The sequence below is a fragment of the Bradyrhizobium stylosanthis genome (genome assembly GCF_001641335.1).
Lineage (GTDB): Bacteria > Pseudomonadota > Alphaproteobacteria > Rhizobiales > Xanthobacteraceae > Bradyrhizobium > Bradyrhizobium stylosanthis.
Genome location: NZ_LVEM01000001.1, coordinates 1,694,450 through 1,718,624, shown reverse-complemented (window position 1 = coordinate 1,718,624; position 24,175 = coordinate 1,694,450). Strand labels below are relative to the sequence as shown.

At 66.5% G+C, this 24,175-nt stretch carries 18 protein-coding genes; 10 read left to right on the top strand and 8 right to left on the bottom strand.

Annotated elements, in window-relative coordinates:
- Nucleotides 1–13: 13 nt before the first annotated feature.
- Nucleotides 14–1,510 carry an amidase gene (locus tag A7X65_RS08310; RefSeq protein ID WP_063683760.1) on the bottom strand — a complete coding sequence of 499 codons (1,497 nt, stop codon included), beginning with the start codon at nt 1,508–1,510 and terminating at the stop codon, nt 14–16.
- A gap of 208 nt (nt 1,511–1,718) precedes the next feature.
- Between A7X65_RS08310 and A7X65_RS08305 the strand changes: the two genes are divergently transcribed.
- Nucleotides 1,719–2,399 (top strand): helix-turn-helix domain-containing protein, encoded by a 681-nt coding sequence (locus A7X65_RS08305; protein WP_063683759.1) that lies wholly within the window; start codon nt 1,719–1,721, stop codon nt 2,397–2,399.
- A gap of 68 nt (nt 2,400–2,467) precedes the next feature.
- Here A7X65_RS08305 and A7X65_RS08300 read toward each other — a convergent pair whose 3' ends face one another.
- Nucleotides 2,468–4,837, bottom strand: coding sequence for an Rne/Rng family ribonuclease (locus tag A7X65_RS08300; RefSeq protein ID WP_283806134.1), 2,370 nt, complete (start codon nt 4,835–4,837; stop codon nt 2,468–2,470).
- On the opposite strand from A7X65_RS08300, the gene A7X65_RS43530 reads away from it, so the two are divergent.
- From A7X65_RS43530 to A7X65_RS08270, 7 genes are all read left to right on the top strand, one after another.
- On the top strand, nt 4,817–5,725 hold the full coding sequence (locus tag A7X65_RS43530; protein WP_283806133.1) for a hypothetical protein: 909 nt from the start codon (nt 4,817–4,819) through the stop codon (nt 5,723–5,725). The genes A7X65_RS08300 and A7X65_RS43530 overlap by 21 nt on opposite strands.
- A gap of 615 nt (nt 5,726–6,340) precedes the next feature.
- The gene (locus A7X65_RS08295; protein ID WP_063683757.1) at nt 6,341–7,639 is read left to right on the top strand and encodes an N-acetylmuramoyl-L-alanine amidase; all 1,299 of its coding nucleotides are present in this window, start codon (nt 6,341–6,343) and stop codon (nt 7,637–7,639) included.
- A gap of 233 nt (nt 7,640–7,872) precedes the next feature.
- A complete protein-coding gene (locus A7X65_RS08290) occupies nt 7,873–10,389 on the top strand; it encodes a penicillin-binding protein 1A (protein ID WP_063683756.1) in 2,517 nt (838 codons plus the stop codon).
- Nucleotides 10,390–10,499: 110 nt separating this feature from the next.
- A protein-coding gene (gene prfB / locus A7X65_RS08285; RefSeq protein ID WP_152033387.1) for a peptide chain release factor 2 occupies nt 10,500–11,631 on the top strand; the annotation gives its coding sequence in 2 pieces (ribosomal slippage) (nt 10,500–10,568 and nt 10,570–11,631; 1,131 coding nt in all).
- 2 nt (nt 11,632–11,633) lie between these two features.
- Nucleotides 11,634–12,515 (top strand): NAD(P)-dependent oxidoreductase, encoded by an 882-nt coding sequence (locus A7X65_RS08280; protein WP_063683755.1) that lies wholly within the window; start codon nt 11,634–11,636, stop codon nt 12,513–12,515.
- Between the two features lie 142 nt (nt 12,516–12,657).
- Nucleotides 12,658–13,569, top strand: coding sequence for a DMT family transporter (locus A7X65_RS08275; protein WP_063683754.1), 912 nt, complete (start codon nt 12,658–12,660; stop codon nt 13,567–13,569).
- A gap of 106 nt (nt 13,570–13,675) precedes the next feature.
- On the top strand, nt 13,676–14,911 hold the full coding sequence (locus A7X65_RS08270) for an ABC transporter substrate-binding protein (protein ID WP_063683753.1): 1,236 nt from the start codon (nt 13,676–13,678) through the stop codon (nt 14,909–14,911).
- A gap of 7 nt (nt 14,912–14,918) precedes the next feature.
- Here A7X65_RS08270 and A7X65_RS08265 read toward each other — a convergent pair whose 3' ends face one another.
- Genes A7X65_RS08265 through A7X65_RS42565 form a run of 5 tightly spaced genes read right to left on the bottom strand, consistent with a single transcriptional unit; the run spans nt 14,919 to nt 20,443 of the window.
- Nucleotides 14,919–16,193, bottom strand: coding sequence for an O-antigen ligase family protein (locus A7X65_RS08265; RefSeq protein WP_063683752.1), 1,275 nt, complete (start codon nt 16,191–16,193; stop codon nt 14,919–14,921).
- Nucleotides 16,194–16,203: 10 nt separating this feature from the next.
- Complete coding sequence (locus tag A7X65_RS08260; protein WP_063683751.1) at nt 16,204–17,583, bottom strand: glycosyltransferase family 4 protein; 1,380 nt, start codon at nt 17,581–17,583, stop codon at nt 16,204–16,206.
- Nucleotides 17,580–18,320: an ABC transporter ATP-binding protein gene (locus A7X65_RS08255; protein ID WP_063683750.1), complete on the bottom strand. Its 741-nt coding sequence runs from the start codon at nt 18,318–18,320 to the stop codon at nt 17,580–17,582. The genes A7X65_RS08260 and A7X65_RS08255 overlap by 4 nt, the downstream gene beginning before the upstream one ends.
- 3 nt (nt 18,321–18,323) lie before the next feature.
- Nucleotides 18,324–20,273 carry a glycosyltransferase gene (locus A7X65_RS08250; protein ID WP_063683749.1) on the bottom strand — a complete coding sequence of 650 codons (1,950 nt, stop codon included), beginning with the start codon at nt 20,271–20,273 and terminating at the stop codon, nt 18,324–18,326.
- Between the two features lie 8 nt (nt 20,274–20,281).
- Nucleotides 20,282–20,443, bottom strand: a complete 162-nt coding sequence (locus A7X65_RS42565) for a hypothetical protein (RefSeq protein WP_167358218.1) — start codon at nt 20,441–20,443, stop codon at nt 20,282–20,284.
- A 127-nt stretch (nt 20,444–20,570) separates the two neighbouring features.
- On the opposite strand from A7X65_RS42565, the gene A7X65_RS08245 reads away from it, so the two are divergent.
- Nucleotides 20,571–21,455 (top strand): DUF6502 family protein, encoded by an 885-nt coding sequence (locus A7X65_RS08245; RefSeq protein WP_063683748.1) that lies wholly within the window; start codon nt 20,571–20,573, stop codon nt 21,453–21,455.
- Nucleotides 21,452–22,648: a DUF5666 domain-containing protein gene (locus A7X65_RS08240; RefSeq protein ID WP_063683747.1), complete on the top strand. Its 1,197-nt coding sequence runs from the start codon at nt 21,452–21,454 to the stop codon at nt 22,646–22,648. Before A7X65_RS08245 ends, A7X65_RS08240 begins: the two co-directional genes overlap by 4 nt.
- Before the next feature lie 53 nt (nt 22,649–22,701).
- Here the strand turns inward: A7X65_RS08240 and A7X65_RS08235 are convergent, their stop codons facing one another.
- Nucleotides 22,702–24,066: a M23 family metallopeptidase gene (locus A7X65_RS08235; RefSeq protein WP_208608602.1), complete on the bottom strand. Its 1,365-nt coding sequence runs from the start codon at nt 24,064–24,066 to the stop codon at nt 22,702–22,704.
- Nucleotides 24,067–24,175: the final 109 nt, after the last annotated feature.

Genomic DNA, 24,175 nt, shown 5'->3' with positions numbered 1-24,175 from the left:
TGTCAGACCCGGGTCATTCCCAGGTGAGAAAATCGGGCGCGGCCGACAGCGGCGGCGCGGCAGCGAGCCGTGCAAGATTGGGCACGGGCCGGCACATTTGGGCATCGTGCGCGAACGCAGCCTCGATGCTTGCGGCGACCGCGAGCACGATGGCATCGCCGCCGCGCGGGCCGACGATCTGAAGGCCGAAGGGCAGGCCGGCCTCATCGAGACCGAGCGGAATGCTGATCGCGGGATGGCCGGGAAGCGTGACGGCATAGGCGAGCGCGAGCCAGTGGAAATAGGATTTGGTCGGCACGCCGTCGATCTCGGCGGGATAGAGTTCCGACCAGGGACGCGGGCTGAGCGTGATGGTCGGGCTGATCAGCACATCGCAATTTGCGAAGAAGGCCTGCCAGGCGCGATAGATCCGCGTCTGGATCGTGGCGGCGCGGGCGTGGTCCTCGAGCGTGTAGCCGAGGCCTTCCTCGACATTGGCACGCACGTTCGGACCGAGCATCTCCGGACGCTCCTTGTAGTTCTTGCCGTGCGTCGCCAGGAACATGCCGGCGCGCAGCACGGCGAAGACGTCGTCAGCACCGGTGCAGTCGGGCGTTGACTCGCGGCTTTCGGCGAACAGCGGCGCGAGCTTGCTGACGCGATGGCGGAACACGCGGCGGATCGCCTGCTCGGTCGGCGCGAAGCCGAAGTCTTCGGTAAAGGCGAGACGCAGCTTGCCGAGATCGGCGGGATGCGGCGCGGCCCAGCGCTCGGCCCGCGCGCGCACAGGCTCGCCGGGCAGGGTGTAGGCGAGCGGATCGCGGGCATCGTCGCTCGCCATCGCAGAGAGCATCAGCGCGGTATCGGCGACATTGCGCGCCATCGGCCCGTCGGTCGACAGGTTCGACCAGCCGAAGATGCGCTTTTCGCTGGGCACGAGGCCGTAGGACGGACGCATGCCGACGATGCCGGAGAAGCCGGCCGGATTGCGCAAGGACCCGCCGGTGTCGGAGCCCGAGGCGAGCGGGGCCATGCCGCAGGCGAGCGCCACCGCCGAGCCGCCGGAGGAGCCGGCCGCAGAGCGCATCGGATCGAACGGATTGCCGGTGGCACCGAACACGGGGTTGCGGGTGTTGCCGCCCGCCGCCCATTCCGGCGTGTTGGTCTTGCCGAAGATGATGGCGCCGCTCGCGCGCAAGCGCGCGACCGAGCCCTGGTCGGCGACGGGCACGTTGTCGCGCAGCAACGGGCTGCCATAGGTGGAGCGCATCCCGGCGGTGTCCTGGGTGTCCTTGATCAGGACCGGGAGCCCATGCAGCGCGCCGCGATCCCCGCCGCGCAGGATTTCCGCCTCCGCCGCCTTTGCGGCAGCGCGCGCGCCCGGTTCGTCCAGCGTCACGACGGCATTGACGGCGCCGTTGACGGCGGCGATGCGCGACAGGCAGGCGTCGAGCAGCTCGACAGGCGAGATCGCCTTGGCAGACAGCAGGCGGCGCAGCTCAACGGCGCTGGAATCGCAAAGTCCGGACACGGACGCTCCCTTTCAGATTATGAAAACAATTTAGCATATCGGAAAGCGAAGGCGACGCATTAATAATCGTCAAACCTCCCTGTTTTGTTCGCTGATAGCGGCCGGGACGGCCTTCGAGCTTTCGTATAGGGCCGATCTGGCTCGTATCGGCCGAAAAGATTAGGCCGATCGATCAACTATTTTTCCGCGGCCGTGCTAGCATTGCGCCATGAGCGAGACCACGCCCCCTGAAATTGCCAATTCCCAGCTTGGCCAATGCCTCAAGGCCGCCCGTCAGGCGCGTGGCCTGACGCTGAAGCAGGTGGCGGAGCGGACCGGCATGGCGCTCTCGACCCTGTCCAAGGTCGAGAACGGCCTGATGTCGCTGACCTACGACAAGCTGCTTCAGCTCACCTCGGGCCTGAAGATGGAGATTGCCGAGCTGTTCAATCCGGCGGTCGCGGCGCCAGCGCAGGGCCGGCCGGTTACCGCGCGGCGGAGCATCAGCCGGGCCGGGCAGGGCCAGGTGATCACCACGAAGTTCTACACCTACACCTATCAATGCACCGACCTGATCGGCAAACGCATGGTGCCGATCGTCGCCGAAGTCCGTGCGCGCTCGCTGGAGGAGTTTGGGCCCCTGCTGCGCCATGCCGGCGAGGAGTATTTCGTGGTGACGCGCGGACGCGTCGCCGTCCACACCGAGTTCTATGCGCCCGAGATTTTGGGCGAGGGCGACGGCATGTACATCGACAGCACCATGGGCCACGCCTACCTCAACGCCGGCGAGGGGCCTTCCGCCACGGGCGTCTGTCTCTGCACCAGCGAGGCGCCCGATCTCTACGATCAGCTTCGCCAGATCGCCGCGCGCGACGTCGCGCCGCTCGGGGATGACGAGCTGCCGTCGTAGCGATATCGCGAGCCACTGAAACGAAAAACGCCCGGCTTTGGCCGGGCGTTTTTTATTCCGTGTCCGGCTTATTCGCCGCCGCCGAAGCGGCGCGACCACCAGCCGGCGCGGCGTGGCGTGGCCGGCGTCTCGCTGGCCGCTTCCGGCGCAGGCTCGGGGGCCGGTGCAGGCGGAGCAACCGGCTCCGGTGCCGCGGCAACCGGCGCTGCCGGCTCGCTCGCGCTGCTCGACATGAAGCTCACCTTCTCGCGGACCGTGGAGCGGCGCCGCGCGGACTTGTCGTCGGCGGGCTCGTCTTCCACGACGGCGGCGGGCGCCGGCTCGGGCGCGACCGGCGTCGCGGGCGGAACCTCGGTCCGGTAGTCGGGCTGAGCATCGTGTTGCGTGACTTGCGGCTCGGCGGTGTGCTCGGCCTGCGCGATCGAGGGCGCAGCCTCGCCGCCATTACCGTCGAAATCGGCAACCGCATCGCTGGCTTCCGAAGGCGCGCCGCCAGCGAGCTCGTCGCCGATGGAGCCGGCGAGACCTTCCTCGTTCCCGCCGCGACGGCGACGTCCACCTCTGCGACCGCGCCGGCGCCGGCGCTCGCCGCTGCCCTGCTGCTCGCCACGAGCGGCCTGCTCGTCACCTTCCTCGCCATCCTGCTCGGACTCGGCTTCTTCCTCGCCTTCGCCCGCGACCATCGCCGGCTCGGACGGGCTCGCCGCGGCATCCTCACGCAGCTCACCGTCGCGCTGGCCACCGCGGCCACGGCGGCGGCGGCGGCGCTTGCGGCGCTGACCGTCCTGCTCGGGGGCCGCTTCGCCGGCCTGTTCTTCAGCGAGGCCTTCGGTCTCTTCGGTCTCGATCTCGGATTCCAGCTCCGGATCGAACTCCTCGTCGTCATAGGCTTCTTCAGCCAGCGGCGGCGGGCTCGCAGCGGCCTGCGCAACGAGCAGCGCCTTGGCGGCTTCGAGCGTGTGCACCTGCTCGCCGCGGTCGATGAGGTAGGCCTGCGGACCGCTGACGCTGGGATCGGCGATGACGGCCAGCGTGACCTTGAAGCCGTTCTCAAGGTCGCGCAGATGGCCGCGCTTGTGGTTCAGCACATAGAGCGCGACGTCGGTGCGGGTGCGGACCACGAGATTGTGGGTCGCGCCCTTCATCAGGATCTCTTCGAGGCCGCGCAAGAGCTGCAGCGCCACCGAGGACACCGAGCGGACATGGCCGGTGCCGCCGCAATGCGGGCAGGGATCGGTCGAGCTCTCGAGCACGCTGGCGCGGATGCGCTGGCGCGACATCTCCAGAAGGCCGAAATGCGAGATGCGGCCGACCTGGATGCGGGCGCGATCCTGCCGCAGGCAATCGGACAGCTTGCGCTCGACCGCACGGTTGTTGCGCTTCTCGTCCATGTCGATGAAGTCGATGACGATCAGGCCGGCGAGGTCGCGCAGGCGAAGCTGGCGGGCGACCTCTTCGGCCGCCTCCAGGTTGGTCTTGAGCGCGGTGTCCTCGATATGGTGCTCGCGGGTCGAGCGGCCGGAGTTGACGTCGATCGAGACCAGCGCCTCGGTCTGGTTGATCACGATATAGCCGCCGGAGCGTAGCTGCACGGTCGGCGAGAACATCGCATCGAGCTGGCTCTCGACCCCCATGCGCGAGAATAGCGGCTGTCCGTCGCGATACTGCTTCACCGCGCTGACATTGGCGGGCATCAGCATCTTCATGAAGTCGCGCGCTTCGCGGTAGCCGGAATCGCCGGCAACCTGAATCTCGTCGATCTCCTTGTTGTAGAGGTCGCGCAGCGAGCGCTTGATCAACGAACCTTCCTCGTAGACGAGGGTCGGTGCCTGCGACTTCAGCGTGAGGTCGCGAACCGTCTCCCACATCCGGATCAGATATTCGAAGTCGCGCTTGATCTCGGGCTTGGTGCGGGCAGCGCCTGCGGTGCGCAGGATGATGCCCATGCCCTCGGGCACGTCGAGATCCTGCACGACCTCCTTCAGACGGGAACGATCCTGCGCGCTCGTGATCTTGCGGCTGATGCCGCCGCCGCGCGCGGTGTTCGGCATCAGTACGGCATAGCGGCCGGCGAGCGAGAGATAGGTCGTGAGCGCCGCGCCCTTGTTGCCGCGCTCTTCCTTGACGACCTGCACCAGCATGACCTGGCGGCGCTTGATGACTTCCTGGATCTTGTACTGGCGGCGCGGGCGGAAGGTGCGCTCCGGCACTTCCTCCAGCACGTCGTCGCCGCCGACGGATTCGACGACTTCCTCTTCGGCTTCCTCGCCGTCGTCCTCGTCCTCGTCGTCGTCTTCGCCGGCTGCTTCCGCGGCTTCGGCATGCGGTGCTTCACCGCTCTCGCCGTACACGGCGTCAGCCGGCTCGGCGGCCGCGGTCACGGCTTCGGCGAAAGCCTCGTCGTGCGGCTCGGAGCTGTGAGCTTCGAAGGCTTGCACCTCCTGCGGCTCGGCAGCGGTCTCGCTGGCGACCACGGGCTCGGCGCCGACCGCCGCGACCGGGGCGGGCGTCTCGCCGGCATGGTCATGGTCATGGTGATCGTGACCATGGTCGTGGTCGTGCGCGTGATCGTCGGCATGGGCGTGATCGTCGGCATGGGCGTGATCGTCGGCATGGGCGTGATGGTGGTCATCATGCGCGTGCGCGGCGTGGTCATGATCGTGGTGATCATGATCGCCATGGTCGTGGTCGTGATGCTCGTGGTCGTGGCCGTCGTGCTCGCCGTGATGCCCGGCATCGGCGTGCAGGTGCTCGCCCTCGTGCGGCGCGCCCTCGGTGTTCGCAGCTTCGCCCTCGACCGGCTGGGCAGCGGCATCGCCATTTGCGTCGAGACCTTCGACGATCTCGCTGCGCACGCGCTCGCCATGACCGCGGCGGCGGGCGTTGCGGTGGCGCGAGCGGCGGCGGCCGTGGGAGCGGTTCTCGCTCTCTTCCTCGGCCTCGCGATGGGCCTGTTCCTCGGCCTCGATCAGCGCCTGCCGATCGGCAACCGGGATCTGGTAGTAGTCGGGATGGATTTCGCTGAAGGCGAGGAAGCCATGGCGGTTGCCGCCATATTCAACGAAAGCGGCCTGCAGGGAGGGTTCGACCCTTGTGACCTTGGCGAGATAGATGTTCCCGCGCAGTTGCTTGCGTTGCGCGGTCTCGAAATCAAACTCTTCGACGCGATTGCCGCGGACCACGACGACCCGGGTCTCTTCCGGGTGGGTGGCATCGATCAACATCTTGTTGGGCATGTCTTAACTCTTGGCGGCGGCGGGCGCGACTCACCGTGGGCGCAAACTGCGCTGCCGGGTGACGCGACGGTCCACCTGATTCGGGGGTGAGGGGAAGGCCGAAACGCCGTCTCTCGCGCCTTGCCGAACCGGAAGCTTCAGGACCATTGCGGCGCGCGGGTTTGTCACTCCGCAGCGTCGCGAATGATCCTTCAGAGTTCGTCGGCACAGTCTGGCGCATCAAGCGTCGGCCCGTATGAAACATTGGGCGGCGAGGCCGCCCCTCAATCAGTTGCTGCTGGCCAGGCATGGCGCGAGCGCGCTCGCCCTGGGGATCACGAACCGCCCCCTTGGGATCAAGGGACCGGGTAATGGGTTACGCCGCTGTCAGAACCGTCCCGGACACGGAAGTGGTATCCGGGGACCGTCCGCCGCCGGGGCTTGGCCCGTTCCACCTCGTTGCCGCGCACCGCGCTGGTCTTGGAGGAGAACGGAAAACGCTGGAATTCCCAAATCTTGGGAGCTCCGGCGCTGCACCGGGAGGCTGAATGCGACACAACCGGAAATATCGGCCGTCAGCATTCCGTACATACGAGGAATGGGCCAACGGTGCAAGGGAGCGTCGCACGGCGGTCACAGTCAGCGAGTTTCGCGATTCTGTCATTAAGGATCGTTTAACCCTGTGGTTCTATTGCGTTAAAAAGGCTGCTCGGAGGCACGGAATCGGTGGCGAGCCGCACAAATCAATGGATTTTGCTGGGATGCGCGTTGTTGTGCGCCGCAGCATTGCCGTATGCCGATTCCTCGCGTTTGAGCGCGGCGGAAGGGCAGCCGCAACCCTCTGTTGCGGTGACGAATTTTCCAATCGCCTCGGCGGCCCGGCTGGCCGGCGATGGCAAGCAGACCCGCTTCATCCTCGACATCGACCAGACCGTCACCTTCCGCGCCGTGACGCTCGCCGACCCCTACCGGGTGGTCGTGGACGTGCCGCAGGTCAATTTTCAGCTGCCTGCGGGCACCGGGGTCGCAGGACGGGGGCTGGTCAAGGCCTTCCGCTACGGGTTGGTCATGCCCGGCGGCTCGCGAATCGTGTTCGACCTGGCGGGACCGGCCAAGATCGCAAACTCCTACGTGGTGGAAGCGGCCAACGGCCAGCCGGCCCGGCTGGTGCTCGAACTGGAGGAGGTCGACCGCGCCGCCTTCGTGCAGGCGCTGGCCCCGGAGAACCGTCCCGAGCTGCGGCCCGCCATCGCCGATGCGCCACCGAAAACGGTTCCCGCCGCGCCGGCGCCCGAAGCAACGCAGCAGAAGGCTGACGGCAGGCCGGTCGTGGTCATCGATCCCGGCCACGGCGGCATCGACAACGGCACGCAATCGAGCGGCGAGAGCGAGAAGAACCTGGTGCTGGCCTTTGCCGTGTCGCTGCGCGACCGGCTCGAGAAGGCCGGCAAGTATCGCGTGGTGCTGACGCGGGACGACGACACGTTCATCCCCCTCAACGACCGGGTCAAAGTCGCCCGTAACCTCAAGGCGGCGCTGTTCGTATCGATCCATGCCGACGCACTGCCGCGTGCCGAGGGCGATGCGCAGGGCGCCACTATCTACACCCTGTCCGACAAGGCCTCCGACGCCGAGGCCCAGCGTCTGGCCGACGCGGAAAACCGTGCGGACGCCATCGCCGGCTTCAACCTTGCGGAGGAGCCGACCGACGTTGCCGACATCCTGATCGACCTGACGCAGCGGGAAACCCGCACGTTTTCAAACCGTTTTGCCCATCTGCTGATGGGCGAAATGAAGTCGACGGTGCGGATGCACAAGCATCCGCTGAAATCGGCCGGTTTCCGGGTGCTGAAAGCGCCGGACGTGCCCTCGGTGCTGGTCGAGATCGGTTACGTCTCCAACAAGGGCGACCTCGAGCACCTGGTGTCCGAGGGCTGGCGGTCCAAGGCCGTGGGCTCGATGGCGCAGGCGATCGACGGGTTCCTGGCCAAACGGCTGGCGACAAGCGCCGGCGCGTCGAATTGAAGACGGGTTTTTCCGTCCTGCCGCAAAGGCCCTAGTTTGGCCACAGCGGACGCTTTATAAAAACGCCGCAGGGGGTTCCGGAATCGGAGAGAATCCCGCTCGGCAAGCGTCTTTAGGCCCGGCCTTGATGTGATTGCGTAGGCCGGTGAATTCGCGACGTGAGGTTGGCGCCAGTTTCGGGTGCCAAGGGGCTGATACTGGGCTGATCCAGAGTTTGAACGGATAAACAGATAATGCGCTTGCTGGTGCGGTTCATGGGCTTCCTGTTCGCCGCGGGAACGGTGGTGTTCCTTGTCGGTGTCGGAGCCGTGGCAGGCCTGATCTGGCATTTCTCCAAGGACTTGCCTGATTACTCTCAGCTTCAGGATTACGAGCCGCCGGTGATGACCCGCGTCCACGCGGTCGACGGTTCGCTGCTCGGCGAATACGCCAAGGAGCGGCGGCTGTACCTGCCGATCCAGGCGGTGCCCAAGCTCGTGATCAACGCCTTCCTCGCGGCCGAGGACAAGAATTTCTACGAGCATGGTGGCATCGACTACACCGGCATGGCGCGCGCAGGCGTGCTCTACCTGCAGAACTTCGGCTCCAACCGCCGTCCGCAGGGCGCCTCGACGATCACCCAGCAGGTCGCAAAGAACTTCCTTCTGACCAACGAGGTCTCCTTCTCGCGCAAGATCAAGGAAGCCTTGCTGGCGATGCGCATCGAGAAGACCTACTCGAAGGACAAGATCCTCGAGCTGTATCTGAACGAGATCTATCTCGGCCTCGGCGCCTACGGCATCGCGGCCGCTTCGCTGGTCTATTTCGACAAGTCGGTGAACGAGCTGACGGTGGCGGAAGCCTCCTATCTGGCCGCGCTGCCGAAGATGCCGGCGACGCTGCATCCGGTCCGCAACCGCGACCGTGCCGTCGAGCGCCGCAACTATGTGATCGATCGTCTGCTGGAGAACGGCTGGATCAAGCAGGCCGACGCCGACAAGGCGCGCAAGGAGCCGCTGGCCGTCACCAACCGTTCCAACGGCGCCCACACCTTCGCCGGCGAATATTTCGCCGAGGAAGTCCGCCGCGACATCTTCGAGCGCTACGGCGAGAAGAAGCTTTACGAGGGCGGCCTGTCTGTCCGCACCACGCTCGATCCGAAGATCCAGGTCATGGCGCGGAAGGCCATGGTTGCCGGGCTCGTGAACTATGACGAGCAGCAGGGCTATCGCGGCGCCATGAGCAAGCTCGATATCTCCGGTGACTGGGGCGTGAAGCTCGCCGAGATCAAGTCGCTGTCCGACATCTCGCCGTGGCGCATGGCGGTGGTGCTGGAGACCAGCGACCAATCGGCGCGTATCGGCTTCCAGCCGAGCCGCGAGCTCGGCGGCGCCATCAGCAAGCAGCGCGAGACCGGCCTCGTCACCGTCGACGGTGTACGCTGGGCGCGGGCGGCCCAGGGCAACGCCAAGGGCAGGACCCCGACCTCCGTGGCGCAAGTGCTGCAGCCCGGCGACGTGATCTACGCCGATCCGCTCTACACCAAGGAGGGACAGCCGGTCGAAGGCCAGTACCGCCTGCGCCAGATCCCCGAAGTGTCCGGCGCGATGGTCGCAATGGATCCGTGGACCGGCCGCGTGCTCGCGATGGTCGGCGGCTTCTCGTTCGACCAGAGCCAGTTCAACCGCGCCACGCAGGCCTACCGGCAGCCGGGCTCGTCGTTCAAGCCGATCGTCTACTCGGCCGCGCTCGACAACGGCTACACGCCGTCGACCGTCGTGCTCGATGCGCCCATCGAAATCGACCAGGGGCAGGGCGCCGGCGTGTGGCGGCCTGAAAACTTCTCCTCGGGCAAGTTCCAGGGACCGGTGACGCTGCGCAACGCGCTGCGGCAGTCGCTCAACACCGTAACGGTGCGCCTCGCGCAGGACATCGGCATGCCCCTGATCGGCGAATATGCCCGCCGCTTCGGCGTCTATGACGAGCTGCCGAACTATCTCTCCTACGCGCTTGGCGCCGGCGAGACCACGGCGATGCGCATGGTCACGGCTTACTCGATGCTCGCCAATGGCGGCCGCCGCGTGAAGCCGACGCTGATCGACCGCATCCAGGACCGCTACGGCCACACGATCTTCAAGCACGACCAGCGCGAATGCCGCGGCTGCGATGCACCGGGCGGCTGGAAGAACCAGAACGAGCCGCAGCTGATCGACCGCCGCGAGCAGGTGCTGGATTCCATGACCGCCTATCAGATCACCGAGCTGATGGAAGGCGTGGTGCAGGCTGGTACCGCGACCGTGGTGAAGGAGGTCGGCAAGCCGATCGCCGGCAAGACCGGCACCACCAACGAGGCCAAGGACGCCTGGTTCGTCGGCTTCTCGCCCGACGTCGCGGTTGCGATCTACATGGGCTACGACAAGCCGCGCGCGCTCGGTAAGGGCAACGCCGCGACCGGCGGCCATCTGGCCGCGCCCATCGCGCGCGATTTCCTCAAGCTCGCGCTCGCCGACAAGCCCGCCGTTCCGTTCAAGGTGCCGGCCGGCATCAAGCTGGTTCGCGTCGTCTCCAAGACCGGCATGCGCGCCGGCCCCGGCGAGACCGGCGGAACCATTTTGGAGGCCTTCAAGCCGGGCACGGCGCCGCCGGATAACTATTCGGTCATTGGCGTGGCCGACGCGGACGGGCGCGGCGGCGGCGGCATGCCGGCCTCGCAGCAGCAGCAGCCGGATTCCGGCTTCTTCATGCGGCCGGGCACCGGTGGTCTCTACTAAGGCTTAGGACAAGACTGACGATTGCGGTTCGGGCGGTTGCGCTTTGCAGCCGCCGCCGCTACATCCCCATCTCGAATTGCACGCGGAATTCCGCGAGACCAGAGAACGACATGCGCGCCGAAATCGAACGGTTGGTAGAAGAGATCAAGCAGTCAGTCGGGCTGCTGAGGAGGCATCTTTGACGTCGAGAAATCGACGGCACGCCTCGCCGAGCTGAACAAGCTCGCAGAAGATCCCAATCTCTGGAACGATCCCCAGAAGGCCCAGAAGCTGATGCAGGAGCGGACCTCGCTTGAGGATTCGCTGTCGGGCATCGGCAAGGTCGAGCAGGAGCTCGAAGACGATATCGGCATGATCGAGCTCGGCGAGGCCGAGGGCGACGACGGTGTCGTGGCCGAAGCCGAAGCCGCGCTGAAGAACCTGAAGAAGGAAGTGGCGCGGCGCGAGCTCGAGGCGTTGCTCTCGGGCGAAGCAGACCGCTTCGATTCCTATCTCGAAGTCCATGCCGGCGCCGGCGGCACCGAGAGCCAGGACTGGGCGCAGATGCTCTTGCGCATGTACACGCGCTGGGCCGAAACGCACGGCTTCAAGGTCGAGTATCTCGAAGAGTCCGAGGGCGAAGAAGCCGGCATCAAGTCGGCGACGATCCAGGTTTCCGGGCACAACGCCTATGGCTGGCTGAAGACCGAAGCGGGCGTGCACCGCCTCGTCCGCATCTCGCCGTTCGATTCCAACGCGCGGCGGCACACCTCGTTCTCGAGCGTGCAGGTGTTCCCCGTCATCGACGACAGCATCAAGATCGACATCAAGGAATCCGACGTCCGCGTCGACACGATGCGGTCGGGCGGCGCCGGCGGCCAGCACGTTAACAAGACCGAATCCGCGGTGCGCCTGACCCACATCCCGACCGGCGTTGCCGTAGTCTGCCAGGCCGGTCGCTCTCAGCACAAGAACCGGGCGCAGGCCTGGGACATGCTGCGCGCGCGCCTTTACGAGATCGAGCTGAAGAAGCGCGAGGAGAAGGCTGCCGCCGACCAGGCCGCCAAGACCGATATCGGCTGGGGCCACCAGATCCGCTCCTACGTGCTGCAGCCCTACCAGATGGTGAAGGACCTGCGGACGGGCGTGCAGACCTCCGACACGTCGGGCGTGCTCAATGGCGAGCTCGACGAGTTCATGGCCGCGACCCTGGCGCAGCGCGCCTTCGGCACCACCGCAGGCGACGTCGAGGACGTGGACTAGCCATGACACGCGTCGCCTTCATCGGGCTTGGACGGATGGGCCATGGCATGGCCGGCCGCTATCTCGATGCCGGCTTCACGGTGACGCTGTGGAATCGCAGCAAGGCCAAGGCGGAAGACCTGATCGCGCGCGGCGCGCTGTGGGCGACCTCGCCCGAGGACGCCGCGATCGATGCCGATGCGGTCGTGACCATGGTGGCCGACGACGATGCCTCGCGCGCGGTCTGGCTCGGGCCGGAGGGCGCGGCCAAGACGGCCAAAGCCGGCACCATCGCGATCGAATGCTCCACCGTCTCCTATGACCACGCCCGCGAGATGGGCCGCGAGCTGAACGCGCGCGGGCTGATATATATCGACTGTCCCGTGACGGGATTGCCGGATGCGGCAGCCGCCGGGAAGCTGACGCTGCTGGTCGGCGCAGATAGCGCCGATCTCGAGCGCGCCCGGCCGTTCCTCGAACCGATCGGCTCGACCATCCGTCATTTCGGCGCTGTCGGCTCCGGCACCGTCTACAAGCTCATCAACAATCTGATGGGCGCGATCCAGATCGCCGGCCTCGCGGAAGGGCTCGCGATCGCCGAGCAAGCCGGGCTCGACATGAACCTGGTGCTGGAGTCGATCCAGGCGGGCGTCGCCGCAAGCCCGCAGGTGCAGCGGCATTCGAAGCGGATGGTCGCCCGCGATTTTTCCGGCGCGACCTTCACCGCGGCGCTGCGGCACAAGGATGCCGCCTACGCCGTGAAGCTCGCCGAGAGCCTGCTCGCCGACAAGCCGCTGGTGTCGCGCGCCGCGGTCGAGTCCTACGCGCAGGCGAAAGCCGCGATGCCCGACGACGATGAAGGCAGGATGATCGAGCTGGTGTCGCGGCCGAAGAAGCCGTCCTAGGCCGGTCACATCACATGGAGCAGCTTCGCTCGCTCCGCTGCCTCCGGACTTTGGGTCTGCAAACCGAGCTTCATCGGAAATCGGGTGGCGCTGGTCACCGAGGTATCCTAGGCGACAGGCTCGGCCGCCGAGATGAGACGCTATGCCCCCGAATGAAAACCGGATCGACGCGCGAGGCTGGTCGCTGCTCGCTGTGCTCTCGGTGCTGTGGGGCGGCTCGTTCTTCTTCAATGGCGCGGCCTTGCGGGAATTGCCGCCGCTGACGCTGGTGTTCTTGCGCGTCGCGCTCGGCGCGGCCATGCTGCTGCCGCTGCTCCGCATGCAAGGGATAGGTTTGCCGAAGGGCATCGCGGGGTGGACGCCGTTCTTCGCGATCGGGCTGCTCAACAACGTCATCCCGTTCTCGCTGATCGTGATTGGCCAGACTTTTATTCCGAGTGGGCTGGCGTCGATCCTGAATGCGACCACGCCGCTGTTCACGGTGATGGTGATGGCAGCAGTGGGTGAAGAAGCCTTGCAGACGCGACGCCTGGCCGGGGTGGTTCTGGGTGGCGCCGGCGTGGTCGTCCTGCGCGGATGGGGCATCGAGACGCGGCCGGGGCAGGGGCTCGGCATCCTGCTTTGCCTGGGCGGCGCCCTCAGTTACGGCTTTGCGGCGCTCGCGGCGCGGCGGCTGCTGAAGGACGCTTCGCCGCTCGGAACGGCGACGTTTCAGCTGATGGCATCGACGGTGATGATGGCGGTGGTCGCCGGCGTCGCGGAGCAGCCGTGGCGTGGTCCGATGCCCGGCGCCATGACGTGGCTCGCGGTGCTCGGCCTGGCCACCCTGTCTACGGCGCTCGCCTACATCGTGTTCTTCCAGATCATCCGGCGCTCGGGCGCGAGCAATGTCATGCTGGTGACGCTGCTCATTCCCGTCACCGCGATCCTGCTGGGCTGGCTGGTGCTGGGCGAGCCGGTTTCGCTGCGCGAGATCGCGGGCGCGATCGTGATCGGCAGTGCGCTGCTGGTGATCGACGGGCGTGCGCTCGGCTTGCTGCGCCGCGTCGAATAGGTTCCGCAGCATCGTTTCACGCTGCGGAAAATCGAAGCGCTTGCCAGCGACGAGTCTCCTTGCGACACTCTCCACAAAACAAGACTACAAAATAGGGGAGAGACCGATGCCGGGTCGTCGCAAGAATCTCGCTGCCCTCGTTCTGCTTGCTGCCGTAGTGCTCGCCACGACACCGGCCTCGGCGCAGAAGAAATACGACCCCGGCGCCTCCGATACCGACATCAAGATCGGCAACATCATGCCCTATAGCGGGCCGGCGTCGTCCTATGGGGTGATCGGCAAGACCGAGGCCGCGTTCTTCAGGATGATCAACGAGCAGGGCGGCATCAACGGGCGCAAGATCGACTTCATCAGCTATGACGATGCCTATTCGCCGCCGAAGGCGATCGAGCAGGCGCGCAAGCTGGTCGAGAGCGACGAGGTGCTGCTGATCTTCCAGTCGCTCGGCACGCCCTCGAACTCCGCGATCATGAAATACATGAATGCGAAGAAGGTACCGCAGCTCTTCGTCGCCTCCGGCGGCACCAAGTTCGGCGACCCCAAGAATTTTCCGTGGACCATGGGCTTCCAGCCGAACTACCAGAGCGAAGGTCGCATCTACGCAAAATACATCCGCGACAATTTTCCGAACGGCAAGATCGCGGTGTTCTGGCAGAACGACGACGCCGGCAAGGACCAGTTCAAGGGCCTGAAGGACGGGCTCGGCGACAAGGCGAGCATGATCATCGCCGACAAGTCCTATGAGGTGAGCGATCCCTCGATCGACTCGCAGATCGTTGCGCTGCACGATTCCGGGGCGGATATCTTTTTCTCATGGGCTGCCCCGAAAGGCTCGGCGCAGGCGATCCGCAAAGTGGGCGAGCTCGGCTGGAAGCCGAAGTTCTTCCTGGCCAACACCGCCACATCGGTTGCCTCGGTGCTCAAGCCCGCCGGGCTCGACTATTCCAAGGACATCATCTCCACCGTCTATCTGAAGGACCCGACCGATCCGACCTGGGACAAGGACCCGGCCGTGATCAAATGGCGCGCGTTCATGGACAAGTATTATCCTGACGGCGACAAGGCCAATGCCAACAACATCTACGGCTATGTGCAGGCCGAGGCGATGGCCCAGGTGCTGAAGCAGTGCGGCGACAATCTCACGCGCGAGAACGTCATGAAGCAGGCCGCCAACCTCAAGAACTTCCACACGGACCTGATGCTGCCGGGCATCATGGTCAACACCTCGGCCGACGACTACTTCCCGATCGAGCAGATGCAATTGATGCGCTTCAACGGGCAGGCCTGGGAGCTGTTCGGCGACGTCATCACCGGCGAGGTCGGCCACGAACGCAGCCAATAGCCGGAGCCTAGCCGCGGGCGCGGGCCTTCAGGACCATGCCGCCGGCGACGCCGACGCCGAGCACATACATCCAGCCCTCGTGGAAATCGAACAGATGCGAGTTCAGCAATGAGCTCGCGATGTTCTGCACGACAACGACGAGGCCGATCCAGGCCACAAGACCGTCGCCGAGGAACAGGCGAAGCTGCGCGATCCACATGGCGTAGAGCAGGACGACGCCCCAAAGGCCCCATTGCATCGCGACGTTGAGGGTCTGGTTGTGCGGATTGCTGACGATCTCCGCAGCGAGGCTGCTTTCGCCGGTGGCGGCGCGCTCGAACTGGCGCTTGATCGCGCCGGTACCATGGCCGATCAGCGGCGCCTCGGCGATGGCGCGGAGCGCCTTGCGCCAATAGGTCAGCCGCTGGGCGGTCGAGGCGCGGCTGATGTCTTCGTGCCCGTGGCGGTATTCGACAGCGATGTCGGCGATGCGCTGGCGCAGATAGGGCGACGCCGTCCAGGCCAGCGCACTCGCGGCGACCGCACCCGCAAGCAGGACCAGCGCCGCCCGGCGGCTTAGATGTTTCCAGGCAAACAAGACCAGCAGCACGGCCATGCAGAGCAGGGCGGTGCGGGCCGCGGCGACGAACACCATGTTGGTGACGAACAGCAGGATCAATGCCAGACAGATGGCCGCCGCGACCGTACGACGGTCGCGCCAGAAGGTCATCGCCGGCAGCGTCAGCGCAAAGGCGCAGAGCGTGAACTCCTGGCTCTGGTCGATGTAGTTCTTGACGGGGACGCCTGATGAAGCCGTCGCGGTGATCTTCCAGTCCGGATTGAACAGCACGGTCCAGGAGAAGACCGCGAGCAGTGCACAGGAGACGAGGAAGACAAGGCCGACCCAATGGCCGCGCTCGGATCGGCTGAAATGGTGAAGCAGCGGCGGGATCAGCACGAGCTTTGCCACCGGCTTGATCGCATGCAGCCGGTCCGGCCAAGCCCCCTCCGACCACAACGTGCCCACAAGCGCGAGCAGCAGGAGCGCGAAGGGCAAGACGAACGCCGGCCGCGTGAGCTCGCGTGCATAGTCGCGCCAGTCGATGGTCGGCGTCACCGCGAGCAGCCAGAGGCCGACGAAGATCGATGGCGCCGTGGTGGACCAGGGCAGCGACGCCGCAATCAGAACCACGAGCACATCCGCGGTCCGGATCAGCGCACGCGACCGACCCAGCGAAGGCCAGCGGCCGTGCATGTCGCTAGGTGCGGCCGGACCGGACCACAACGCGGATTCGGCGGTCATGCGCAGACGCCTAGCGCGCCGCGACCAGCCGCTCCCTGGGCACCTCGCGCCCGAGGAAATCGCGGGCCTGGGTCTCATAGCCGAAACGCGCCGCAAGCTCGTGGCGCCGCGCGCGGATCTTGCCGCGCCACTCCTCCTGCCGCGTCAGCACGCGGGTGACGGAGGCAGCGATCGAGTCCGTCGAGAACGGGTCGAAATAGTCGGCAAGTTCGCCCGCGACCTCGCGGAAGACCGCAATGTCCGAGCACAGCACCGGCGTGTTCGCGGCCAGCGCCTCGATGATCGGCACGCCAAACCCCTCGGCAAGGCTCGGCATGATCAGGCCGTGCGCCTCGGCGATCAACGCGGCCTTCTCGTGCTCGTCGACATAGCCGGCGAAGCGGACGTTTTGCGGGAGGTTGCGCATCCGGCTGGTCTCGCCGGCATAGCCGATCACGACGAGATCGGCCTGCGGCACGCTGCGGAAGGCGCGGATGACGGCGGCGACGTTCTTGCGTGGCTCATTGGAGACGATGACGACAAAGCTCGGCCGCCCCGGACGCCCCGACGGGGCTGGGAGGTGCAGGACATCCGGGGCGTCGAACCGGGTGCGGGGATACACGACCCGCGCCGGTAGATGCGCAAATTGCGGCAACAGTTCCCTGAACCGCATCATGCTGTAGCTTGAAACGAAGGCGAGCTCGTCGGCCTGACGCAGGCTGGTACGGATGCGCGCCAGGAATTGGCGTGTGGCGATGTCGCTGAGCTTGAGATCGGTGAGCGGCAGCAGATCGTGGACGACGCAGATCACCTTGGCGTCGGGCCTGCGCTTGATCGCCACCCGGGTTGGGGTGTCCACGACGATGACGTCGTAGTCGCGCGCGTCGATCCGCGGCGGCGGCAGCAGGAAGAAGGCCGAGGAGTCCTGGTAGTTGAAGAAGCCGGATTCGAGCTGAAAATCGCTGAACAGCTCGAGATGGCTCAGATCCGGCGGGATATATTCGAGGGCTGTGGGCCGGTTCTCGATCAGCCGCACATTCAGGCCCCGCAGGCCGATGGCGCGCAGGAGGCAGAGCATGTTGTCCCGCGACAGCAACGTGCCGGCCCTGTGACGGAGCCAGTCGAATTTGCCGCGCGCGCCGCTGAGCGTCACCGGCCCGCTGACGTTGATCTCGTCGAGGAAGCGATAAAGCGCCAGCAGCTCGATGTTGCGCGCCTGTGCCGTGAACAGCTTTGTGCGCCGCTCGCGCCGGCAAAGCTTGCGGTAGCGTTTGGAGGTCTCGACGAGCAGCGTGAGCTCGTGACCCTCCGAGGCGAGCGAGCGGACCAGTTCCCGGGTGAAATGGAAGATGCCGCGCTTGTGGTTGGGCTGTCCGAGCGACTCGGACACGACGAGGATGTTCTGTTTCATGCGCGTTTCTCGCGAAGCTCATTGGCGTGCGTGGCGGGCGGCTCGACCGTAACGGTCGAGGCGATGCGGCCGTGATCGAGATTGATGATGCTGGTGCAGGTGCGGCGGAGCAGCGGCTGGTCGTGCGAGGCGATGATCACGATCGCCGCCTGCGACACCATGTTCAGCAGCCGCTCTTGCGCCTTCTCCGCAAAATGCTCGTCGACCACGCTGAGCCATTCGTCGAGCAGGAGGATGTCGGCGGGAAAGGCGGTGGCGGTCGCAAACAGCACCCGCATCAGCATTCCCGAGGAGAACATCCGCAGCGGCAGCCGCCGCATGCGCTCCTCGAGCTCGGTGAAGGCCCAGATCTCGTCGATCACGGTGCGGCCCGGCTTGTGTCCGCTGATCCGCAGCAGCAGCGCGATGTTGTCCTCCGCCACGAAATCCAGGTTGACGCCGGCGTTGAGACCGAGCAGAGGCACGACGCTGCCCTTAAGCGCAACGCTGCCGCGGCTCGGCGGATACACGCCGGCGATCAGCCGGAGCAGCGTCGACTTGCCGGAGCCGTTGGGGCCGGCGAGCCCGATGCGGGCGCCGGCTTCCGCCTCGATCGTGACATCGTCGACGGCGCGGATGATCCGCATCTCGCCGGGTTCGCGGATGAGATGCCCGAGCAGCCGCCGCTTCAGGGAGAAGTCGTAGGCGCCATAGAGCGGGTAGTCGAGACAGACGTTGCGAAGGCTGACCGAGACCATGCGTCAGATCCAGAATGCCGCTTTGCGCAGGTGGACCAGCGTCAGCACGCTCGCGAGCACCAGGAGCGTCAGCACGACGAGGACGTAGACGATGCTGGCGGGATCGACATGGCCGCCCGCCAGCGGCTCGCGCCACACCGCGAACAGATGCGTCAGCGGATTGATGCGCATCACCGTCGAGCGGTGGTTGATGATGTCGGACGACCAGATGATGGGCGAGGCGAGGAAGGCGAGCATCAAGGTGGATTCGATGATCGGCTTGAGATCGCGATAGCGCGTCGCCATGGCGCCGAGGACGAGGCTGAGGGCGAAGGTGCAGGCTACGAACAGCAGCAGGCCGGGCAGCGCCGCCAGCCCATGGGAGAGGTCGTGCGGCGAGAACGCGAGCCACAGCAGCAGCGGCACGCAGGCGTTATGGAGTGCGAACAGCGCCTGACGGAAGGTGCATTGCAGGAGGAAGATCACCGGCGGCAGTGCCCGGTCGCGGATCAGGCTCGCCGAGTTCTGCAGCGCCGTGGTCGCGTCCAGCACCACGCCGTTGAGGAAGGTCCAGGCCGTCATCGACAGCGCCAGCATCGGCAGGCGCGCCAGCATGCCGGTGTTCGACATCTGCCCGATCACCGAGCCCAGAACCAGGACCACGATCGCCATCTGCAGCGACATCCAGAACGGACCGAGCAGCGAGCGGACATAGCGGTGCCGCATGTCGGACCAGGCCAGTGCCGCCGCGATCCGCACCGTGTCCAGCCAGCCGGTGGCTCGCGGCGGTTCTGCGGTCGCCGGTCGCTCCGCGTTGGATGCGGCGACGGCGTCGCGGTAGACGGTTTCCATGCCTTGCTTGAAGGCCGTGGCTGAATAGCGGGACAGGGCGCGCGTGCGCGCCGCCAGTCCCATGCGGCGGCGCCGCTCGGGATCGCGGATCAGGGTGTCGATGGCCTCGCCGAGCTTCTCGGCATCGCCCGGCGGCACGGTGATCGCTTCCACGCCGTGGCGGGCGACGCGCGGTACCGCGGTGTCGAGCGCGGTGTTCACGACCGGGCGGCCGGCCGCCATGGCCTCGAGCTGGGCGAGGCCGAAGGTCTCGGCATTGGTCACCGACGGCATCACGAAGACGTCGGACAGGCACATCAGCTTGATACGCTCGCAATCGTTGACCGAGCCGAGCAGGCGCACGCGGTCGCCGAGGCCGAGTTCCCGGATCAACTGCTCGAGGCGCGGCCGCTCGACGCCCTCGCCGATGATCCAGACCTCGAAATTGTGCCCGGCCGCGGCGCGGATCAGCACGTCGTAACCCTTGTAAGGTACCAGCCGGCCGCAGGCGAGCACGAGGCGGCCGCGATCGTTGACGTGGTGCGGCTCGATCGTCGGCCAGTCGTAGCCCGAAGTGTCGATGCCGAACGGCACGACGTGGCACTTGTCTGCGAATTCGCGCAGCAACGGCGTCTTGTCGATCAAGACGTGGTCAGAGACGATGATCGCCTTGGCCCGGCGCAGCGTCCGCCGCATCAACGGCTGGATGAACCAGCGCAGCCCGGCATGGGTGACGATGTCGGCGTGCCAATGCACCACCAGCGGCTGCCTGGCGCCGAAGCCAAAGGCGAAGACGAGGTCGGCGAGCGGGAAGGGGGCGTGGAGCGCGAGCAGATCGTGCGCCGCGATCTTGCGCCACAGACGCCAGGGATAGGTCGGAGCGGCTGGCAGCGACATGATATTGCCGAACGAGCGGACGCGTTCGACCGGCACGTCGTTGACGACGATCTCGCGCCGCTCAGCCGACTGCGAACAGACCAGCACAGCGGAGGCGAACGCGTCCTTCAGGCTCGCGCAGATGTCGCGGATCACCGTCAGCGTGCCGCCGAACAGGTCGGGATAGTAGATCTTGAAGATGTGCAGCACCGACGGGCGGCGCGGGGCTTCGAGCGTTTCGGGTGAAGTCTCTTGGGTGTGATGCATGGTCGCGGTCAGCCTGCGAGAAGTGCTGCGACGAACGGTGCGGCCAGCACCGAGATGAAGATCACGCCGCGCAGCAGCGCGGGCAGCATCGGCTCGATCGTGCCGTGCCTCCAATCGGGAGCCGGCACAGCACGCAGTGAACTGGAAATGCGGACCAAGCGGTCAGCCATGGGTGTGATTCCCTTTACGTCGCGCCCCTCAGTGGCGTTTCGTATATGTGGGAAAATTTACCACGTCAATCGCAAAACGGGAAAATGTGGGATTGTGTCCCACGTGGGGCATTGGTACAATTCAGACATGAATGCGAAGTCCGGGCCCAAAGCAGCGGCACCACAGCCGAATGCCGCCGCGAAGCTGCACGCGCCGCTGGCGCGGCTGCTGCGCCCGCTCGTGCGGCTGTGCATCCGCAGCGGCATGACGTTTCCGGCACTGGCGCAATTGCTTCGCGAACTCTTCGTCAACGTCGCCGAGCATGATTTCGCGCTGGAAGGGAAGGAGCAGACCGACAGCCGCGTCAGCCTGCTCACCGGCATCCATCGCAAGGAGGTGGCGCGGCTGCGCGGCGCTGGCGCGCCCGTGCACGAGGCCCCCGCCGCGGTGTCCCTGACCAGTGCCGTGATCGCGCGCTGGCTCGCCGCCCCCGAATTCACCGACGCCAAGGGCGAGCCGCTCGCGCTGCCGCGCACGGCCGAAGGCGATGCGCCGTCATTCGAGCAGCTCGTCGCCTCCGTCACCAAGGACGTGCGCCCGCGCGCCGTGCTCGACGAGTGGGTCGATCGCAAGCTCGTCACCATCAACGAGAAAGACGAGATCGAGCTGGTCGAGGCCGCTTTCGTTCCGTCAGGCGAGGACGACAGCAAATGGCATTATCTCGGCCGCAATTTGCACGACCACATCGCCGCCGCTGCGCATAACGTCACGGACGGGCCGCGCTTCCTCGAACGCGCAGTGCACTACAACAACATCTCGCCCAAGCTGGCGCGGCGCCTCGAGGCGCGCTCGCGTGAGCTTGCCATGGACGCGCTGAAGACCGCCAACCGCGAGGCCAACCGCGCGCTCGCCAAGGACAAGGGCGGTGACGCCCGCTGGAATTTCGGCATCTACATCTACAGCGAGGACGCCGATCAAGAGGGCGAGACGAAGGACGCCGGCAAGGAAACCGGCAAAGAGGGTGGTTCATGAGCCGCCCGCCGCTGATCTCCCGCCGTCTGCTGTTGATGGGGTTCTGGCTCGCCGGCACGGCGATGGCCCGCGCGCAGGTCAAGCGCGGCACCGACCAGGGCATCGGCGGCACCGGAATCACGCGCGGAGATGACCATGGCATCGGCGGCACCGGCATCGTCGGCGTGATCCAGCGCTTCGGCAGCATCTACGTCAACGGCGAGCGCGTGACCTATGCCAGCGATGTTCCGGTCCGGATCGACGGCGAGCCGGCCGGCACCGGCAGCTTGCGCATCGGTCAGCTCGCGCGCGTGGTCGCGACCCGGCAGGCCGACGGCACGCTGGTCACGCGCAACATCGCGATCGCGAGCGAGGTCGCAGGGCCGATCGAGCAGGTGAAGGGCAACGAGTTGACGGTGCTCGGTCAGAAGATCGTCGCCGGCGACAAGGAGAGCAAGCTTCGCGCGGGCACGCAGGTCGCCGTCTACGGCCTGCGCCGCACCGACGGCGTCATCGTTGCAAGCCTGGTCGAGCCGCGCCGTGATACAGCCGCGCGCGTGACGGGTCTTGTCGAGCGCGGTCCCGAGGGTCTGCATATCGGCGGGCTCAGGCTGAACGGCGTCGATCCGTTACTGGTCGGCCAGCGCGTCCAGGTCGAGGGCAGTGCGAGCCTGGGCGCGATGCAGGCCGCGCGCACGCGGATCGATGATTTCTCGGATCTCGTCGGCGCGAGCCGGCTGTCGATCGAGGCCTATGTGCAGCGGTCGGGCGCGAACCTCCAGCTCGGCTCGGGTCTCCTCGCACGCGACGGCTCACGCTTCGGGCCCGCTGCGGGCGAAGCGCGCATGGTCGTCAACGGCGTGTTCGATCGCTCGCGCGGCCTGCAGGTGGATTCGGCGCAGGCGGTCAGTCAATTCCCGGGCGCGCCGAAACAGTCGCCCGGTGGCACCGGCGGTCCCAACCGGTCGGGCGGTGGCTCGATCCTGCATCCGAACAGCGGCGCGCCGAATCCCGGCAGCGGTCAGCCCGGCCCGGGCGGCACGCCCGCGCCTGGATCGAGCCCCGGTGCAAACCCAGGCTCTGGGCCGACCGGACCGAGCGGTCCGTCGGGCCCCGGCGGCATGGGCTCGCCCGGCGGACCGATGGGGCCCGGCGGCGGAATGGGTGGCGGAGGCTTTGGCGGTCCCGGAGGCGGGATGGGCGGCCGGCGCTGAACCGGTCCGCGCGCTCTGAAAGAGTTTGGCTTGGATTTGGCTAGAGCTTGGGCTTAGCCCGCGCTGAGGCGGACGCCGGCGCGCAAGAACTTCTGGGGGTCGACCGCTTCGCCGTCGATGCGGGTTTCGTAGTGCAGATGCGGACCGGTCGAGCGGCCGGTCGAGCCGACGAGACCGACGACCTGGCCGATCTTCACGATCTCGCCGACCTTGACGCTGATCTCGGAGAGATGGCCGTAGCGCGTCGAAAGCCCGTTGCCGTGATCGACCTCGATCATGCGGCCGTAGCCGCCGGACCAGCCGGCCGAGACCACCTTGCCGTAGGCGGTGACGCGGACGGGATCGCCGGTAGCGGCGCGGAAGTCGAGGCCGGTGTGCATCGCGGGCCGGCCGAGGAACGGATCGCTGCGCACGCCGAAACCGGAGGTGAACTCGACCTCGCCGATAACGGGCTTGCGATAGGGCACCAGCGCCAGCGTGCGATTGAGCCGATCCAGTTCGGCGCGGGTCGTGTTGATGCGGTTGAGCTGTTTCTCGAACGGCCCGGCATTGGCGGTCAGCTTGACCGGAACGAACGGTCCGCCCATCGCGCTGCGCGGCACGGCGGCTTCGAGACTGGCGAGATTGAGGCCGAGATCGCTGACGACGCCGCGCATGCGGCGCATCCGTGAATCCATGCCGTCTTCGACGGCGCTCAGCGCCGCGATCTGGCGGCGCTCGACCTGGTCGAGCGAGGTGGTGAGTCGGACCAGGACGTTGTCGAAACCCTGGTTCTTGGCGAACTGGGTCGGAGCGGCCAGCATGGCCGGCGCGCGCGACTCGAGCCGCGCCTCGCGATCCGGCGGCGCCACGAAGATCACGGTGTCGCTGATCGGCGACGGCTTGGGCGTGCCCTGCGTCGCGCCCTGATTGGCATCGCCGCGTTGCGGCGCCGTCCGCGGGATCGATCCCGTCACGTCAGGCATGGCGCCAAGCGCCGTTGCCCGGGACTCCAGCGCCGTCTGGCGCTTCATGATCTGGTCGAGCTTCTGGTCGAACTGCTCCTGGTCGAGCAGCTGGCGGCTCGTGGTCCGGTCGACCCTGGCGCGCAACTCCGCGATGCGGTCCTCATAGGCGTATTGCATCTCGGCCTGGCGGGCGATCAGCCGGGTCAGGACGTCGTCGCGGAAGGCGAAATAAGTGGCGGTCGCGGCCGACCACAGGCCGAGCAGCACGACGGTGCCGACCACGATCCAGAACACGACCGGTCCGAGACGAACCTGCTTGCCGTGATGGGCGATGGTATAGGCGTCGTCGGCATCGGGAAGCGGAATCGCAGCGGCCGCTGCGACGGCAAGGGGACGCCGTTGGTAAGCCCGTCCGTGGTCGTGGGGGTGATGCTGCGGGTACTGCGTGTATTGGGCAGAACTTTTCGACATCGGCACTCCCGGCGCCGGTCGGATGGGTTCCTTGCGGCCTAATTGCCGCGGCAATCTGGGCCCGTCATGGTTAATTTTCCGGAAACGGAACCGCTAGAACTTAACGGGC